Source organism: Streptomyces sp. NBC_01474 (genome assembly GCF_035918215.1).
GTDB classification, from domain to species: Bacteria; Actinomycetota; Actinomycetes; order Streptomycetales; family Streptomycetaceae; genus Streptomyces; species Streptomyces aureus.
The window spans coordinates 6,256,434-6,272,716 of sequence record NZ_CP109449.1; the positions used below are offsets into that span (position 1 = coordinate 6,256,434).

Here is a 16,283-nt window from a genome sequence, read left to right on the forward strand (position 1 = left end):
GCACGGACATATCATCGCGAAGCATGTGTTATTTGGTTATGAATACACATACGCGACGCAACGTGATCGCTGCCTCGCTCGCGGCCGTCGGTTCGGCAGCCCTGTCAGCCTGTTCCGGTTCCGGGGCCGACTCCGCGGCTCCTCACTCCGGGTTGACTCCTCACCCGGAGTCCGCTCCCCGTCCCGAGGCCGGTTCGCACACGCGGACCGGCCTCTCGGATCACGGCGGACGCCCCTTCGTCCCCAAGGGGCCCGAGGGATACGTGAACCCGTCCGATCCCGAGGTCCTCGCTGCCGAGCGGGCCCGTGGGTCCGGCCCCCTCCGCAGGTACACGCTCACCGCCGCCGAGACGTCCCTCGACCTCGGCGGGCCGACCGTCAGGTCATGGGCGTACGGCGACTCGCTGCCCGGCAGGGAGGTCCGCATCACCGCGGGCGACGTCCTCGATCTCACGCTCGCCAACCACCTGCCCGTGGTGACGACCCTGCACTCGCACGGCGTCCGAATGCGCTGCGACATGGACGGCGTACCGGGCCTGACCCAGAACTCGATCCAGCCCGGCGCGGACTTCCACTACCGCTTCGCCGTGACGCACCCGGGCACGTACTGGATGCACTCGCACTCGGGACTGCAACTCGACCGCGGTCTGTACGCCCCGCTGATCGTCGAGGACCCCAGTGAGCCCTTGTCCTACGACAAGGAGTGGGTAGTCGTCCTCGACGACTGGGTCGACGGCGTGGGCGGCTCCACCCCGGACGGCGTGCTCGCACAGCTGCACCACGGCAGCGCGCGAATGGGCATGGACATGGGGGAGGGCGCCGAGGGTGACGGTTCCGGTCGCGACAGGTCCGGCGGCGCGCACACCTCGGGCCGCGGCAGGCCCGCCGGCCCCGACCGCGTCCTACGGCACTCCGGCAGCCGTCTGCTGCACAGTGCGGGCGGCAATGTCGACTACCCGTTCTACCTGGTCAACGGCCGCATCGCGCAGGCTCCTTCGGTCTTCCGGGCCCGCCCCGGGGACCGCGTCCGGCTGCGCATCATCAACGCCGGAGGCGACACGGCCTTCCGGGTGGCACTGGGTGGCCACACGATGACGGTGACGCACACCGACGGCTACCCGGTCGAACCCATGGAGACGGACGCGTTGCTGCTCGGCATGGCCGAACGCTACGACGTGCTGATCACCGCACAGGACGGGGTGTTCCCGCTGGTCGCGCTGGCCGAGGGCAAGGGCGCGAAAGCCCTGGCCGTCCTGCGCACCGGCAGCGGGGGCGCCCCCGGGCCCGGCGTACATCCGCAGGAGCTCGACGGCCGGATCGTGCCGGCCACACGCCTCGTGCCCCAGGATTCCGTAGCCCTCAGCGACCGCCGGCCGGACCGCGAGATGCGCATCAAGCTGACCGGCGGCATGAGGAGATTCGACTGGGGCTTCGATCACCGCCCCTACTCCATCGAGCAACGCCGCCCGATCCGGGAGGACGAGCGGGTCCGCCTGGCCCTCATCAACACCACCGACATGTGGCACCCCGTGCACCTGCACGGCCATACCTTCGCCCTCAGTGGCATCGACGCATGCGGAGCCCGCAAGGACACCGCCTACGTGCGACCGCACCGCAAACTCGTCATCGACTTCAACGCCGACAATCCGGGCCTGTGGATGCTCCACTGCCACAACCAGTACCACTCCGAATCCGGGATGATGACCATCCTCGGCTACCAGAAGTGACGGCGAAGTCCCGGACCGCGACGCGGTCTAAGCCTTGCGCCGCCCGATCAGGTGCGGGTTCGCCTCCATGCCGTCCAGGCCGTGCCACGCCAGATTCACCAGGTGCGCCGCGACCTCGGCCTTCTCCGGCTTACGGGCGTCCAGCCACCACTGGCCCGTCAGGGCGACCATGCCGACCAGCGCCTGCGCGTACAGCGGCGCCAGCTTCGGGTCGAAGCCGCGGTTCTTGAACTCGCGGCCCAGGATGTCCTCGACCTGTGTCGCGATGTCGGAGATCAGCGAGGCGAAAGAGCCCGTGGACTGCGGGATGGGGGAGTCGCGGACGAGGATGCGGAAGCCGTCCGTGTACTCCTCGATGTAGTCGAGGAGCGCGAAGGCGGCCTGCTCGCACAGTTCCCGCGGATGCCCGGCCGTCAGCGAGCCGGTCACCATGTCGAGGAGCTGGCGCATCTCACGGTCCACGACGACCGCGTACAGGCCCTCCTTGCCGCCGAAGTGCTCGTACACCACCGGCTTGGAGACCCCGGCCTTGGCCGCGATCTCCTCCACCGACGTGCCCTCGAAGCCCTTCGCGGCGAAGAGGGTGCGACCGATCTCGAGCAGTTGCTGGCGGCGTTCCGCACCGGTCATCCGGGTGCGGCGCGCGCGCCGGGGCTTGTTGTTGCCGGCTGGGCTCGCAGTGTTCGGATCGGTCGCCACGTGTTCCATCATGCCGCGTCAGCGGCCTGCGGCTTGCGGCGGGAGGCGATCCGCTCCTTCGAAGGCCAGCGCACGTCATGCGCCCAGCCCAGCTGCTCGAACCAGCGGATCAGCCGCGCGGACGAGTCCACCTGGCCGCGCATGACACCGTGCCGCGCCGACGTCGGGTCCGCGTGGTGCAGGTTGTGCCACGACTCGCCGCACGACAGGACCGCCAGCCACCACACGTTGCCGGACTTGTCACGCGACTTGAACGGGCGCTTGCCCACCGCGTGGCAGATCGAGTTGATCGACCACGTGACGTGGTGCAGAAGCGCCACCCGTACCAGCGAGCCCCAGAAGAACCCGGTGAACGCGCCCCACCACGACATCGTCGCCAGACCGCCGATCAGCGCCGGCAGAGCCAGCGAGAGCATCGTCCAGAAAATGAACTGGCGCGAGATCGCCCTTATGGCGGGATCGTTCACCAGATCGGGTGCGTACTTCTCCTGCGACGTCTGCTCTTCATCGAACATCCAGGCGATATGCGCCCACCACAAGCCCTTCATCAGCGCGGGCAGAGTCTCGCCGAACCGCCACGGCGAGTGCGGGTCACCCTCCGCGTCGGAGAACTTGTGGTGCTTGCGGTGATCCGCCACCCAGCGCACGAGAGGACCCTCGACCGCCATCGAGCCGGCGACGGCCAGCGCGATCCGCAGCGGCCGCTTCGCCTTGAAGGAACCGTGCGTGAAATACCGGTGGAAGCCGATCGTGATGCCGTGGCAGCCCAGGTAGTAGAAGAACACCATCAGGCCGAGGTCGAGCCAGCTCACACCCCAGCCCCAGGCCAGCGGCACCGCCGCGACCAGCGCCAGGAACGGGACGGTGATGAAGAGCAGCAGCGCAAGCTGCTCCAGCGAACGCTTCTGCTCACCGCCGAGCGTGGCGGAGGGCAGCGGAGCGCCGGTCGAGTCACTCGACGACGCGTCCGGGGCGTCATCGATCAGATCGGGGCTTGGTGTCATGGGGCGTCCCCTGTGGGGTCGAGGGTCGAGAACGGGGATGTGGTGCTGGGGGGTGTACGGAGAACTTTTACTACGCGTGCGTAACCTACGGCGTCGTAAGTATGGCAGCGCGCAGGCCAGCGGCAAGAGGCCCGGAAACGGCCCGACCGGGCGGACACCTATCCTTGGAAACGGTCGGACAGCGCGGTCCGCTCTGTATCTCCACCCGGGAACTCATACCCGGATCCCGGGTTTCCCTCCCAGACGTGCTTCAACACTGCAAGGAGCCGCACCTGTGAGCAGTGCCGACGACCAGAGCCGTGAGGCCACCTCCAGCGCCGAGCTGCGCGCCGACATCCGCCGACTCGGCGACCTCCTCGGCGAGACACTCGTACGCCAGGAGGGCCCCGAGCTCCTCGAACTGGTCGAGAAGGTCCGCCGCCTCACCCGGGAGGACGGCGAAGCCGCCGCCCGCCTGCTCGGCGACACGGAACTGGAGACCGCGGCCAAGCTGGTCCGCGCCTTCTCGACGTACTTCCATCTGGCGAACGTGACCGAGCAGGTCCACCGAGGCCGCGAGCTGCGCGCCCGTCGCGCCGCCGAGGGCGGCCTCCTCGCCCGCACCGCCGACCGCCTCAAGGACGCCGACGCCGACCACCTGCGCGAAACGGTCCGGAACCTGAACGTACGGCCGGTGTTCACCGCCCACCCGACCGAGGCCGCCCGGCGCTCCGTCCTCAACAAGCTGCGCCGCGTCGCCGCACTTCTCGAGACCCCCGTCATCGAGGCCGACCGCCGCCGCTACGACACCCGCCTCGCCGAGAACATCGACCTGGTGTGGCAGACCGACGAACTGCGCGTCGTGCGGCCCGAGCCCACCGACGAGGCACGCAACGCGATCTACTACCTCGACGAGCTGCACGCCGGCGCCGTCGGTGACGTCCTCGAGGACCTCACCGCCGAGCTGGAGCGCGTCGGCGTCACCCTGCCCGCCGCCACCCGCCCCCTCACCTTCGGCACCTGGATCGGCGGCGACCGCGACGGCAACCCGAACGTCACCCCCGCCGTCACCTGGGACGTCCTGATCCTCCAGCACGAGCACGGCATCAACGACGCCCTGGAGCTCATCGACGAGCTGCGCGGCTTCCTGTCGAACTCGATCCGCTACACCGGCGCCACCGAGGAACTCCTCGCCTCCCTCCAGAACGACCTGGAGCGCCTCCCGGAGATCAGCCCCCGCTACAAGCGCCTCAACGCCGAGGAGCCCTACCGGCTCAAGGCCACCTGCATCCGGCAGAAGCTGGAGAACACCAAGGAGCGCCTCGCCAGGGGCACCGCGCACGTGGACGGCCGCGACTACCTCGGCACCGGCGAGCTCCTCCAGGACCTCACGCTCATCCAGACGTCCCTGCGCGAGCACCGCGGCGCACTGTTCGCCGACGGCCGGATGAACCGCACCATCCGCACGCTCGCCGCGTTCGGCCTCCAGCTGGCCACCATGGACGTACGCGAGCACGCCGACGCCCACCACCACGCCCTCGGCCAGCTCTTCGACCGGCTCGGCGAGGAGTCCTGGCGCTACGCCGACATGCCCCGCGAGTACCGCCAGAAGCTCCTCGCCAAGGAACTCAGGTCCCGCAGGCCCCTCGCCCCCTCGCCCGCCCCCCTCGACGCCGCGGGCGAGAAGACCCTCGGCGTCTTCCACACCGTCAAGCGCGCCCTCGACGTCTTCGGACCCGAGGTCATCGAGTCGTACATCATCTCGATGTGCCAGGGCGCCGACGACGTGTTCGCCGCCGCCGTCCTCGCCCGCGAGGCCGGACTCGTCGACCTGCACGGCGGCTGGGCCAAGATCGGCATCGTGCCGCTCCTGGAGACCACCGACGAGCTGCGCGCCGCCGACGTCATCCTCGACGAGATGCTCGCCGACCCGTCCTACCGGCGCCTCGTCGCCCTGCGCGGCGACGTCCAGGAAGTCATGCTCGGCTACTCGGACTCCTCCAAGTTCGGCGGCATCACCACCTCCCAGTGGGAGATCCACCGCGCCCAGCGCCGACTGCGCGACGTCGCCCACCGCTACGGCGTGCGCCTGCGCCTCTTCCACGGCCGCGGCGGCACCGTCGGCCGCGGCGGCGGCCCCTCGCACGACGCGATCCTCGCCCAGCCGTGGGGCACCCTCGAGGGCGAGATCAAGGTGACCGAGCAGGGCGAGGTCATCTCCGACAAGTACCTCGTGCCGTCCCTGGCCCGCGAGAACCTCGAACTGACCGTCGCCGCCACCCTCCAGGCATCCGCCCTGCACACCGCGCCCCGCCAGTCCGACGAGGCCCTCGCCCGCTGGGACGCGGCCATGGACGTCGTCTCCGACGCCGCGCACGCCGCGTACCGCAAGCTGGTCGAGGACCCGGACCTGCCGACGTACTTCCTCGCCTCCACGCCGGTCGACCAGCTCGCCGATCTGCACCTCGGCTCCCGGCCCTCCCGCCGCCCCGGCTCGGGCGTCTCGCTCGACGGCCTGCGCGCCATCCCGTGGGTGTTCGGCTGGACCCAGTCGCGGCAGATCGTGCCCGGCTGGTTCGGCGTCGGCTCCGGACTCAAGGCGCTGCGCGAGGCCGGTCTCGGCAGCGTGCTCGACGAGATGAGCGAGCAGTGGCACTTCTTCCGCAACTTCCTGTCGAACGTCGAGATGACGCTCGCCAAGACGGACCTGCGGATCGCCCGCCACTACGTCGACACGCTCGTCCCCGACGAGCTCAAGCACGTCTTCGCCGACATCGAGGCGGAGCACGAGCTGACCGTACGAGAGGTGCTGCGCATCACCGGCGGCCAGGAACTCCTGGACACGCAACCGGTGCTCCAGCAGACCTTCTCGATCCGCGACGCCTACCTGGACCCGATCTCGTACCTCCAGGTGGCCCTGCTCAAGCGCCAGCGTGACGACGCGGCCGCCGGCTCCGAGCCGGACCCGCTGCTCGGGCGGGCGCTCCTGCTCACCGTGAACGGAGTGGCGGCGGGCCTGCGCAACACGGGCTGATCACTCCGACCGGACGATGGACGACGGCAGTTCACCAGGTGAGCGTCGCGAACGCGGCACTCAGCAACGCGACCCCGGTGGCTGCCGTCACCCATGCCCAGCGCGTCAGACGCAGCCCGCCCGCGATCACCACGGCGGCCAGCAGCAGCGCACCGCCCAGGGGAACCCACGCGTGGAAGAACCCCGCGGCCCCCGTCCGCACCACCTCGCCCGTCCCGGGCTTCACCACCACGGGGATACGCGCGCCCTTCTTCTCCGCGATCGACCGGTCGATGACGACGCGGTCGCGGGGCTGCGAACCCGGCGACAGGGGCGCGTAAGGGCCGGTGCACGTGTCGTCGGTGCACCGCGTCACCGTCATCGTGCCGCGCTCACGGCCCTTGGCGAGCATCACGTGCTGAGCCGACGCCCAGGACGCCCGGACGCCCGCGATCAGGATCAGCAGGGCCACGACCGTCATCGCGGCCCGCCGGGTGTACGAGAGCATGGCGGCGATCCTTGGCCATGGCCCCGCGAGGAGTCAAGAAGAGCCGGCAGGCCCCGGGCGAGATGCCCCGTGACCTGTCGAGATGCCCGGTGAACTCAGGAGTTGTACGCGCTCTGCGCCCGCTCCAGGCCCTCCGTGACCAGACACTCCACCGAGTCCGCCGCCCGGTCCACCAGGTAGTCCAGCTCCTTGCGCTCCGTCGACGAGAAGTCCTTCAGAACGAAGTCCGCGACCTGCATACGCCCCGGCGGACGCCCGATCCCGAACCGCACCCGGTGATAGTCCGCACCCATCGACTTCGTGATCGACTTCAGACCGTTGTGCCCGTTGTCGCCACCGCCCAGCTTCAGCCGCATCGTTCCGTAGTCGATGTCCAGCTCGTCATGGATCGCCACGATGTTGCCGACCGGCACCTTGTAGAAGTCCCGCAGACCCGTCACCGGACCACCCGACACGTTCATGAACGACATCGGCTTCGCCAGGATCACCCGGCGGTTCTGCGGACCCGGCGCACCGATCCGCCCCTCGAGCACCTGCGCCTGAGCCTTGCCGGCCCGCTTGAACTTGCCGCCGATCCGCTCCGCGAGCAGATCGGCCACCATGAAGCCCACGTTGTGCCGGTTCATCGCGTACTCGGGCCCGGGGTTCCCGAGACCCACGATGAGCCAGGGGGCAGTGGCATCGGTCGTCATCGGGACCGCGTCTCCTCACGTACAACAGACGGACACGAACATGAAAAAACGGGGTGGCGGGCCGCAGTGGCCCGCCACCCCGTCAAGCAGAGCGTACGGCTCAGGCCTCGGCGCCCTCGGCCTCGGTCTCGGCAGCCGGCTCCTCGGCCTGCGCGGCCAGGATCTGGATGACGACCGCGTCGGGGTCCGTGACCAGGGTCGTACCGGACGGCAGCGTGACGTCCTTGGCGTGGATGGCGTCGCCGCCCTCCAGGCCCGCGATGGACACGGTGACGGAGGTCGGGATGTGCGTGGCCTCGGTCTCGACGGAGAGCGTGTTCAGCACGTTCTCGACGAGGAAGCTGCCCGGAGCCAGGTCACCCTCGGTCTCGACCGCAACCTCGACCGTGACCTTCTCGCCCTTCTTGACGGTGAGGAGGTCGACGTGGACCAGGTAACCCTTGATGGCGTCACGCTGGACGGCCTTCGGGATCGCCAGCTCGGTCTTGCCGTCGATGTCCAGGGACAGCAGGACGTTCGCGGTACGCAGGGCGAGCAGCAGCTCGTGGCCCGGCAGCGTCACGTGAACCGGCTCGGCGCCGTGACCGTAGATGACACCGGGAACCTTGCTCTCACGGCGGATGGCGCGGGAAGCACCCTTGCCGAACTCGGTACGGATCTCGGCGGCAAGCTTGATCTCAGCCATGTGCACTCCTCGTAGAAAAGGGGAAAGGTGGTCACCCGGCCACGAACGGGCCTGCTACGAAGAGCGCGTCGATAACGGACCGCCGCACATAACAGTGCGGCCTCCCTCGCCGAGCAACTCCGTGAGTCTACCCGGCGGGAAGGCCGCCCCAAAATCGATCTAGAAGAGCCTCAGTGCGACTACGCCTGCTCCTCGAACAGGCTCGTCACCGAACCGTCCTCGAAGACCTCACGCACCGCACGCGCGATCGTCGGCGCGATCGACAGCACCGTGATCTTGTCCAGCTCCAGCTCACCCGGCGTCGGCAGCGTGTCCGTGAAGACGAACTCGCTCACCTTCGAGTTCTTCAGACGGTCCGCCGCCGGACCCGAAAGCACACCGTGTGTCGCCGTCACGATGACGTCCTCCGCACCATGCGCGAACAGCGCGTCCGCCGCGGCACAGATCGTGCCACCCGTGTCGATCATGTCGTCGACCAGGACACACACGCGGCCCTTCACATCACCGACGACCTCGTGCACGGTGACCTGGTTCGCCACGTCCTTGTCACGACGCTTGTGCACGATCGCCAGCGGCGCGCCGAGGCGGTCGCACCAGCGGTCGGCGACGCGCACGCGGCCGGCGTCGGGAGAGACGACGGTCAGCTTGTCGCGGTCGACCTTCGCCCCCACGTAGTCCGCCAGGATCGGCAGCGCGAACAGGTGGTCGACCGGGCCGTCGAAGAAGCCCTGGATCTGGTCCGTGTGCAGATCCACCGTCAGAATGCGGTCCGCACCCGCCGTCTTCATCAGGTCCGCCACCAGACGCGCCGAAATCGGTTCACGTCCACGGTGCTTCTTGTCCTGACGGGCGTAACCGTAGAACGGCACAATCACCGTGATGGAGCGGGCCGACGCACGCTTCAGCGCGTCGATCATGATGAGCTGCTCCATGATCCACTTGTTGATCGGAGCCGTGTGGCTCTGAATCAGGAAGCAGTCGGCGCCGCGAGCGGACTCCTGATAGCGGACATAGATCTCGCCATTGGCGAAATCGAATGCCTTGGTCGGAACGATCCCGACACCGAGAGCGTGCGCGACCTCCTCGGCAAGCTCGGGGTGGGCGCGGCCGGAGAAGAGCATCAGTTTCTTCTCGCCGGTCGTCTTGATCCCGCTCACAGCACTTGTCTCCTCAGACGCGTTCTTCCGCCGCTGCGCCCGCTCGTCCCATTAGCAGCGAGGCAGCCGAATCGTGTGCACCTATCACGGTACGCCGTGTCGGACGCACCTGTTTCCGGTCAGCCTTCGCTGCCGGCTTCCCGGGACGCTTCCTCAGCCGCCTTCGCAGCCGCACTCCCCGGACGCTTACGGGCCACCCAACCCTCGATATTCCGCTGCTGGCCACGGGCCACGGCCAGCGAACCCGCCGGCACATCCTTCGTGATCACAGACCCCGCAGCGGTGTACGCACCGTCCCCGACCGTGACAGGCGCCACAAACATGTTGTCCGAACCCGTCTTGCAATGCGACCCGACAGTCGTGTGGTGCTTGCTCTCGCCGTCGTAGTTCACGAACACACTCGCGGCACCGATGTTCGTGAAGTCACCGATCGTCGCGTCCCCCACGTACGACAGATGCGGCACCTTCGTACCCTCACCGATCGTCGAGTTCTTCGTCTCCACGTACGTACCGATCTTGGCCTTCACACCCAGCCGCGTACCCGGCCGCAGATACGCGAACGGACCCACCGACGCCCCCTCGCCCACCTCGGCACCGTCCGCCACCGTGTTGTCGACCCGCGCCCCCGCACCGACCTTCGTGTCCCTCAGCCGCGTGTTCGGCCCCACCTCGGCACCCTCACCCAGCCACGACTCACCCAGCAGCTGCGTACCCGGATGCACGATCGCGTCCCGCTCGAACCCCACCGTCACATCGACCCACGTCGACGCCGGATCCACGATCGTCACACCCGCGAGCATCGCCCGCTCAAGGAGGCGCTCGTTCAGCGTCCGACGCGCCTCCGCCAACTGCACACGGTTGTTGATACCCGCGATCTCACGGTGATCCGCCGCCACCGAAGCACCCACACGGTGCCCGGCCTCCCGCAGAATCCCCAGCACATCCGTCAGGTACTCCTCGCCCTGACTGTTGTCCGTACGCACCTTGCCCAGCGCATCCGCCAGCAGCGCACCGTCGAACGCGAACACACCCGAGTTGATCTCACGAATCGCATGCTGCGACTCACTCGCGTCCTTGTGCTCCACGATCGCCGTCACTTCACCCGACGCACCGTCCCGCACGATCCGGCCGTAACCGGTCGCATCCGGAACCTCGGCCGTCAGCACCGTCACCGCATTGCCGTCACCGGTGTGCGTCGCCGACAGGTGCTTCAGCGTCTCGCCGGTCAGCAGCGGCGTGTCACCGCACACCACGATCACCGTGCCGTCGACAGCGCCACCGAGCTCCTCGAGCCCCATGCGCACGGCATGCCCCGTGCCGTTCTGCTGCTCCTGCACGGCGGTACGGGCGTCCGGATCGATCCCGGCGAGGTGCTCACGCACCCGGTCCCGCTCGTGACCCACGACGACGACCAGGTTCTCGGGACTCAACTCCCGCGCGGCGGCGAGCACATGCCCGACGAGGGAGCGGCCACTGATCTCGTGCAGGACTTTGGGTGTGGCCGACTTCATACGGGTGCCCTCACCCGCTGCAAGAACGACGACGGCGGCCGGGCAATTGGCGCTCACGGGTGGCCCTTCGGCTTCGGATGCTGTGTGGGGTGGACATCCGCAGGATACCGGGGCGTTGTGGGCGCGAAATGGGGGCGGGCCTTGCGGGCCCGCCGGGCCGCGCCACTCCGTGAGCTCCCCCGCCAGGACTTGAACCCGGACAGATGGCACCAAAAGCCACAGTGCTGCCAATTACACCACGGGGGATGGAAACGGCCTAAGTCGGACATTTCGTCAGGCTGTCGGCCGGGCTCCCAACACTATGCCGTACCAAGTGCCTTCCATGCGACGGTACAACTCGGCGCTTTGGCGGACATAGATCACGAGGCAGCCGTGGTAGTTCTCGCCGGTGTTCTTCCGGACGGTTCGAGGGTTGTGTTTCTTGATCGTGGGCTTGCTGAATGCGGAAGCGTCGACGCCGACAACTTCCGCCCAGTGTGTCTCCGCTGCGGCAGTGTCGGCCGACTCGTGAATGCTGACGCACAGTGTCAGGCGGTCGGCGGTGACGCCGAGCACCTCGAGCCGGCGCACGAAGAGCCGGATCACGTCGGGGTCGCTGTTGATGAACTGAAGCACCTCGGAGCGGCGATAGGACTTGCTCTTGGCGCCTTCGGCCCAGTAGAGAGCGACGCCGGTCAGGAAGAGTTCGCGATCGGAGAGAGGGCCGACCGCTTCTGCGGCCTCACGCTTCGTCTCCTGGCGCTCGCTCTCCTGAGTGGCGCGCAGCTGGGCGAGGCCCGCATTCATGCGGGCGCGCTGCTCCTCGGGCGTGCACTTGGCCTCGGGTCTGGGCATGTCCCGTACCCAGAGCGAGACCGAGCTCTTCGAGCAGCCCAGCTCGGCCTGGATCTCGTTGTACGTCCGTCCCAGTCGACGCAGGTCCCGCGCCTGAGCCCGTAGATCATTTTTTGCGTTGGGGCGCTGGTTCCCGCTCGGCCGGAGGTTCGCCCCTGACGAGGCGGCTCAAGGTCTCCTTGCTGCGCACCCCCAGTTCGTCGGCGATCTGCCGAAGGCTCAACCCCTCGCGTCGCAGCGCCACCGCCCGTTCCCGCAGTCCCTCGAAGTCCGTGTATTTGCCTGTGGTCTGTGTCATAGGCGCAGGCTCGTTCGGGATGAGCTCGGGTGGGTCGTATTTGCATATGGGCCAACAGTTCGAGGGATGCCGGTTGGTTTCGCTTCTGTTCGAACGCGGACTGTGGTGAAGGGCGGCGCGGAAACTCACCGGAAATCGGGCACCTCGCGCCCGTAGGCTGGACGACATGACCACGACGGGGGAAATGCACCGGGCGGCCGGGGGGCCGTGGTGGTGGGAGCGGCGGCGTAGTGCCGTGCTCGATGTCGGGCTGGCCGTCGCGTCGGCGGCGGAGTGCGGGGTGGAAGGGGTCGGGTTCGCGCGGGACGCCGGGGTGCCGGCGGCCGTGGGCGTTGTTTTCGGTGTGCTTGCCGGGGCCATGCTGGTGCTGCGGCGGCGGTGGCCGATCGCGGTGGTGCTGGTCGGGGTCGCGGTGACTCCGGCCCGGATGGGTGTGCTGCTGAGCGTGGTGGGTCTCTACACGCTGGCCGCGTCCGAGATGCCGCGGCGGATCATCGGGGCCCTGGCGGGGATGTCGTTCGTCGGGACGCTGATCGTGTCGGTGGTGCGGGCGCAGCAGGACATGGGGCACGGGAATCTCGTGCGGGTGGGGGACTGGTTCGTTCCGTTCGTCGCCATCACGACGTCGTTGGGTGTGACCGCTCCGCCGTTGCTGCTGGGGCTTTATGTCGGTGCGCGGCGGCGTCTCATGGAGAGTCTGCGGGAGCGGAACGATTCGCTGGAGCGGGAGCTTCAGTTGCTCGCGGAGCGCGCGGAGGAGCGGGCCGAGTGGGCGCGGGGTGAGGAGCGGACGCGGATCGCACGGGAGATGCATGACGTGGTGGCGCACCGGGTGAGTCTGATGGTGGTGCATGCGGCGGCGTTGCAGGCGGTGGCCCGTAAGGATCCGGAGAAGGCCGTGAAGAACGCGGCGCTGGTCGGGGACATGGGGCGGCAGGCGTTGACCGAGTTGCGGGAGATGCTCGGTGTGATGCGGTCCGGTGGTGGCGGGCGTGAGCCGGGCGCTGCGGTGCCGTTGGCGGCGGTGGGGGTGGCGGCCGCGGCTGCGGCGTCGCGTGCCGTCGATGACGAGGACGGGCCGTCTCTGGGTGATCTCGATGAGCTGGTGGGGCAGTCGCGGGCTGCGGGCATGGTGGTGGAGCTGCTCGTCGAGGGCGATATGCGGTCGTATGTCGCGGCGGTGGAGCAGGCCGCGTACCGGGTGGTGCAGGAGGCGCTGACGAACGTGCACAAGCATGCGGCGGGCGCGAAGACGTATGTGCGGCTGGCTCACCGGGTGTCGGAGATCGCGATGCAGGTGGAGAACGAGCCGCCGCCGGACGCGGATCCGGCGTCGGATGTGCGGTTGCCGAGCGGGGGGAACGGGCTCGTCGGCATGAAGGAGCGGGTGACGGGCCTGGGCGGGGTCTTCGTGTGCGGGCCGACCGATGCGGGTGGGTATCGGGTGTCGGCTGTGTTGCCCGCGGCTTAGGGGGTGCGGGTGTAGGGCTGCGCCGCTGCTTGTGGGCGCTTGAGGCTGTGGGTTTTCCCCTCGCGGGCGGTGGTCCGCGCCGGGTGTCGGTCATGGCGGGGCCGCGCCGGGATGTACGTGCTCGCTGTTCTACGGGGCTTCGTCGCCGGGCCCATGCCATCCGCGTGTGGTGCTGGTGGCTCCGCGCGCACATCCCGGCACGTCCCCTCGCGTCTCGTAGGCGCGTGGCGGCCGGTGGGGTCTCGGGGTCTCGCGGCCCCGAGGCTGCGCTGTGGCTGTCTGTCGTGTGCCGGTGCGCTGTGGCCGGGTTCGGCGCGTGCGTGTGGGGCTATGTCGCGGTCAGGCGGGTCGGCTGGGTGCCGTTGACGAGGGTTTCCAGGGCGTGGTCGATGCCGGGGCCGAGGTACCAGTCGCCGCTGTGGTCGAGGGCGTAGACGCGGCCTTCGGTGTCGATGGCGAGGAGGGCTTCGGAGCCGGATTCGGCGCCGAGGGGGCAGACCTCGGTGTCGAGGGCGCGGCCGAGGTCGCCGAGGGTGCGGGCCATGTGGAGGCCGTGGAGCGGGTCGAGGTGGGGCTGGGCGGGGGCTATCTGGCGGCCGGGGCCCTGCGGGGTGAGGTGGAGGCCGCCGAATTCGGCCCAGGCCTCGACGGCGGCGGGGAAGACGGTGTGGCGGTGGCCGGCGGGGGATACGTGGGTGCGCAGGGCGTCGGCCCAGAATTCGGCCTGTTTGATGTCCCAGCGTCCGGGCTGCCAGCCGGCGGCGCGCAGTGCTGCGTCGACGGGGGCGGTGAAGCGGGTGCGGTCGGCGGTCATGTGGGGTGGCCTCGTCCTGTTCTGCTGCTGCCTGCGGTCGTGCGTTGGGTGCTGCAGTGCGCCGGTTCCGGTCAGTCGGTGGTGTCCGTGGCCGGGTCCACGACGTGGACGCCGAAGTGAGCGGTGAGTGCGGCGCAGGCGCGGCAGGGGCGGGCGAAGCCGCCGTGCAAGGGGTCGCCGTCCTCGCGGATGCGGCGGGTGGTGAGTTTGGCGTGTTTGAGGGTTTTGCGGGCTTCGCCGTTGGTCATGGGTTTGCGGCGGGCGCGTTTGGAGCGTTCCTCGTCGGCGGCCGTGAGGTGGCGGGAGATGAGGATCGTTTCGGCGCAGCGTCCGGTGAAGCGGTCGCGCTGGGCGCTGGTGAGGGTGTCGAGGAAGTCCTGGACGAGGGGGTGCAGGGCGGGGGCGTGTTCGCCGCGGGCGGCGGTGCTGGTCAGTGTGGCGCCGCGGACGGAGAGGGCGGCGGCGACGGTGGGCAGGATGCCGTCGCGGCGCTGGCGCAGGGCCGGGGCGGGCGCGTCCTCGGCGCTGCTCCAGCCGACGCGTGGGTCGCCGGAGGCGCCGTCGGCGGTGGCCGGGTGCCCGGTGTCGGGCTCCTGGGACGGAACGACGGCTGTGTCGGATGACGGTGCGGTGCTGCTCTGCATGTGGCGCTTCCCCTCCTGCAATCCCCCGGGTTGCGTGCACAGACTGCCAAATGCGGCCGGTGGTGCGGAAGCTGGGGCGCGGCGACACGCGGGAGCGTGGGCTCATCGTCACGGTGGGGTGACTGCTGGTCATGGAACCGGAGGGCCGGTGACCGGTGTCGTACAACCGCATAGGCTGTCGCTATCCGCGATCCATAACAGTGCCGCAGGGGGCAACCGCCATGACGACAGGTCGGCTCGGGCAGCAAGCCGCGCCGCCGAACGCGGCCTACGCCGGGCAGGTCGTGCACTTCCCGGACCCGGTCCGTGCAGCGCGCCATCCCAGGGGCGTACGGATCGACGGGAACGGCTATCCGGATTTTTCGGCCTACGCGCGTGCCGCGGCGGAGATCGCCGAGCCCCCGGAGGGGTTCGGGGTCGATGAGCTGCGGTTGACGGACTATGTGTCGGCGAACGCGGCGATGGCCGCCGCCGGGCATGACTTGTGGGACACGATCGTGCCGGTGGCGACGCCGCACGGCTGGACCTGGCATCACGTGCCGGGCAGTCGTCGCATGGAGTTGGTCCCGGTCGAGGTGAAGGCGCTGCTGCGGCATCACGGCGGTCTCGCGACGGCGGCGGTGGATCACGGCAAGCGGGGGACGCGTCCGTTGCAGGAGACGCGGCCGGCGCACTTCGGGCTGCCGAAGTCGTCGGTGGCGGTGACGGAGCAGCAGGTTCTCGGTGCCGAGGAGGATCTGGGGTACCGGTTGCCGGGCGCGTACCGGGCGTTCCTGAAGGCGGCGGGCGGGTGCGCTCCGGTGGGGGCGGCGCTGGACGCCGAGTTGGGGCTTCTGGTGGACCAGCCGTTCTTCACGGTGCGGGACGAGGCCGCGGTCAACGATCTGGTGTACGTCAACAAGTGTCTGCGTGATCACCTGACCAAGGACTATCTGGGTGTCGGGTTCGTGCAGGGCGGCATTCTCGCCGTGAAGGTCAAGGGTGACCGGGCGGGTTCGGTGTGGTTCTGCGCGTACGACGACGCGCGGGACGGCGCGGACACGGCCGGCTGGTCGGTCGCGGAGCGGGTGGAGCGTCTGCTGCTGCCGTGCGGTGACGACTTCGACGCGTTCCTGGCCCGGCTCGCGGGCAATCCGCCGGAGCTGGAGACGGTGGCGAACCTGATGGTGGACGGCGGTTTCGCGAGTGCGGTCGACGCCTCGGGCGCGGCCGTGCCGGCTGCTTCGACTGTCCCGGACGAGGGGTGA

General features: G+C 69.2%; 13 protein-coding genes, 1 tRNA gene and 1 pseudogene. 4 read left to right on the forward strand and 11 right to left on the reverse strand.

What is annotated here, in order from left to right; all coding sequences use genetic code 11:
- The first annotated feature begins 38 nt into the window (after nt 1-38).
- Nucleotides 39-1,727, forward strand: a complete 1,689-nt coding sequence (locus OG758_RS28700; RefSeq protein WP_326712595.1) for a multicopper oxidase family protein — start codon at nt 39-41, stop codon at nt 1,725-1,727.
- Between the two features lie 27 nt (nt 1,728-1,754).
- On the opposite strand, the gene OG758_RS28705 is transcribed toward OG758_RS28700, so the two are convergent.
- Both OG758_RS28705 and OG758_RS28710 read right to left on the reverse strand, forming a co-directional pair.
- Nucleotides 1,755-2,438 (reverse strand): TetR/AcrR family transcriptional regulator, encoded by a 684-nt coding sequence (locus OG758_RS28705; protein ID WP_266563305.1) that lies wholly within the window; start codon nt 2,436-2,438, stop codon nt 1,755-1,757.
- Nucleotides 2,435-3,430 (reverse strand): acyl-CoA desaturase, encoded by a 996-nt coding sequence (locus OG758_RS28710; protein WP_326712596.1) that lies wholly within the window; start codon nt 3,428-3,430, stop codon nt 2,435-2,437. The genes OG758_RS28705 and OG758_RS28710 overlap by 4 nt, the downstream gene beginning before the upstream one ends.
- 274 nt (nt 3,431-3,704) lie before the next feature.
- On the opposite strand from OG758_RS28710, the gene ppc reads away from it, so the two are divergent.
- Nucleotides 3,705-6,443, forward strand: a complete 2,739-nt coding sequence (ppc, locus tag OG758_RS28715; protein ID WP_326712597.1) for a phosphoenolpyruvate carboxylase — start codon at nt 3,705-3,707, stop codon at nt 6,441-6,443.
- A 31-nt stretch (nt 6,444-6,474) separates the two neighbouring features.
- Here ppc and OG758_RS28720 read toward each other — a convergent pair whose 3' ends face one another.
- The 7 genes and pseudogenes from OG758_RS28720 to OG758_RS28750 form a co-directional block, all read right to left on the reverse strand.
- Entirely contained in the window at nt 6,475-6,930 is a 456-nt protein-coding gene (locus OG758_RS28720) for a hypothetical protein (RefSeq protein ID WP_326712598.1), read from the reverse strand.
- 95 nt (nt 6,931-7,025) lie between these two features.
- Nucleotides 7,026-7,622 (reverse strand): aminoacyl-tRNA hydrolase, encoded by a 597-nt coding sequence (pth, locus tag OG758_RS28725; protein ID WP_227295189.1) that lies wholly within the window; start codon nt 7,620-7,622, stop codon nt 7,026-7,028.
- 100 nt (nt 7,623-7,722) lie between these two features.
- On the reverse strand, nt 7,723-8,307 hold the full coding sequence (locus OG758_RS28730) for a 50S ribosomal protein L25/general stress protein Ctc (RefSeq protein ID WP_326712599.1): 585 nt from the start codon (nt 8,305-8,307) through the stop codon (nt 7,723-7,725).
- A 179-nt stretch (nt 8,308-8,486) separates the two neighbouring features.
- On the reverse strand, nt 8,487-9,464 hold the full coding sequence (locus tag OG758_RS28735) for a ribose-phosphate diphosphokinase (RefSeq protein WP_266563317.1): 978 nt from the start codon (nt 9,462-9,464) through the stop codon (nt 8,487-8,489).
- Between the two features lie 119 nt (nt 9,465-9,583).
- Nucleotides 9,584-11,032: a bifunctional UDP-N-acetylglucosamine diphosphorylase/glucosamine-1-phosphate N-acetyltransferase GlmU gene (gene glmU / locus OG758_RS28740; protein ID WP_326712600.1), complete on the reverse strand. Its 1,449-nt coding sequence runs from the start codon at nt 11,030-11,032 to the stop codon at nt 9,584-9,586.
- Between the two features lie 117 nt (nt 11,033-11,149).
- Nucleotides 11,150-11,221: transfer RNA gene (locus OG758_RS28745), tRNA-Gln, on the reverse strand.
- A 27-nt stretch (nt 11,222-11,248) separates the two neighbouring features.
- A pseudogene (locus OG758_RS28750) lies at nt 11,249-12,107 on the reverse strand (hypothetical protein).
- Nucleotides 12,108-12,273: 166 nt separating this feature from the next.
- On the opposite strand from OG758_RS28750, the gene OG758_RS28755 reads away from it, so the two are divergent.
- A complete protein-coding gene (locus OG758_RS28755) occupies nt 12,274-13,578 on the forward strand; it encodes a sensor histidine kinase (RefSeq protein ID WP_326712601.1) in 1,305 nt (434 codons plus the stop codon).
- Nucleotides 13,579-13,906: 328 nt separating this feature from the next.
- On the opposite strand, the gene OG758_RS28760 is transcribed toward OG758_RS28755, so the two are convergent.
- Nucleotides 13,907-14,392, reverse strand: coding sequence for an SUKH-3 domain-containing protein (locus OG758_RS28760; RefSeq protein WP_326712602.1), 486 nt, complete (start codon nt 14,390-14,392; stop codon nt 13,907-13,909).
- 71 nt (nt 14,393-14,463) lie between these two features.
- Nucleotides 14,464-15,036, reverse strand: coding sequence for a YwqJ-related putative deaminase (locus tag OG758_RS28765; RefSeq protein ID WP_326712603.1), 573 nt, complete (start codon nt 15,034-15,036; stop codon nt 14,464-14,466).
- 221 nt (nt 15,037-15,257) lie between these two features.
- On the opposite strand from OG758_RS28765, the gene OG758_RS28770 reads away from it, so the two are divergent.
- Nucleotides 15,258-16,283: an SMI1/KNR4 family protein gene (locus OG758_RS28770; protein WP_326712604.1), complete on the forward strand. Its 1,026-nt coding sequence runs from the start codon at nt 15,258-15,260 to the stop codon at nt 16,281-16,283.

Coding starts and splice junctions, on each gene's coding strand:
- OG758_RS28700 (WP_326712595.1), top strand. CDS start 39: ATGAATACACATACGCGACGCAACGTGATCGCTGCCTCGCTCGCGGCC.
- OG758_RS28705 (WP_266563305.1), bottom strand. CDS start 2,438: ATGATGGAACACGTGGCGACCGATCCGAACACTGCGAGCCCAGCCGGC.
- OG758_RS28710 (WP_326712596.1), bottom strand. CDS start 3,430: ATGACACCAAGCCCCGATCTGATCGATGACGCCCCGGACGCGTCGTCG.
- OG758_RS28720 (WP_326712598.1), bottom strand. CDS start 6,930: ATGCTCTCGTACACCCGGCGGGCCGCGATGACGGTCGTGGCCCTGCTG.
- pth (WP_227295189.1), bottom strand. CDS start 7,622: ATGACGACCGATGCCACTGCCCCCTGGCTCATCGTGGGTCTCGGGAAC.
- OG758_RS28730 (WP_326712599.1), bottom strand. CDS start 8,307: ATGGCTGAGATCAAGCTTGCCGCCGAGATCCGTACCGAGTTCGGCAAG.
- OG758_RS28755 (WP_326712601.1), top strand. CDS start 12,274: ATGACCACGACGGGGGAAATGCACCGGGCGGCCGGGGGGCCGTGGTGG.
- OG758_RS28760 (WP_326712602.1), bottom strand. CDS start 14,392: ATGACCGCCGACCGCACCCGCTTCACCGCCCCCGTCGACGCAGCACTG.
- OG758_RS28765 (WP_326712603.1), bottom strand. CDS start 15,036: ATGCAGAGCAGCACCGCACCGTCATCCGACACAGCCGTCGTTCCGTCC.
- OG758_RS28770 (WP_326712604.1), top strand. CDS start 15,258: ATGACGACAGGTCGGCTCGGGCAGCAAGCCGCGCCGCCGAACGCGGCC.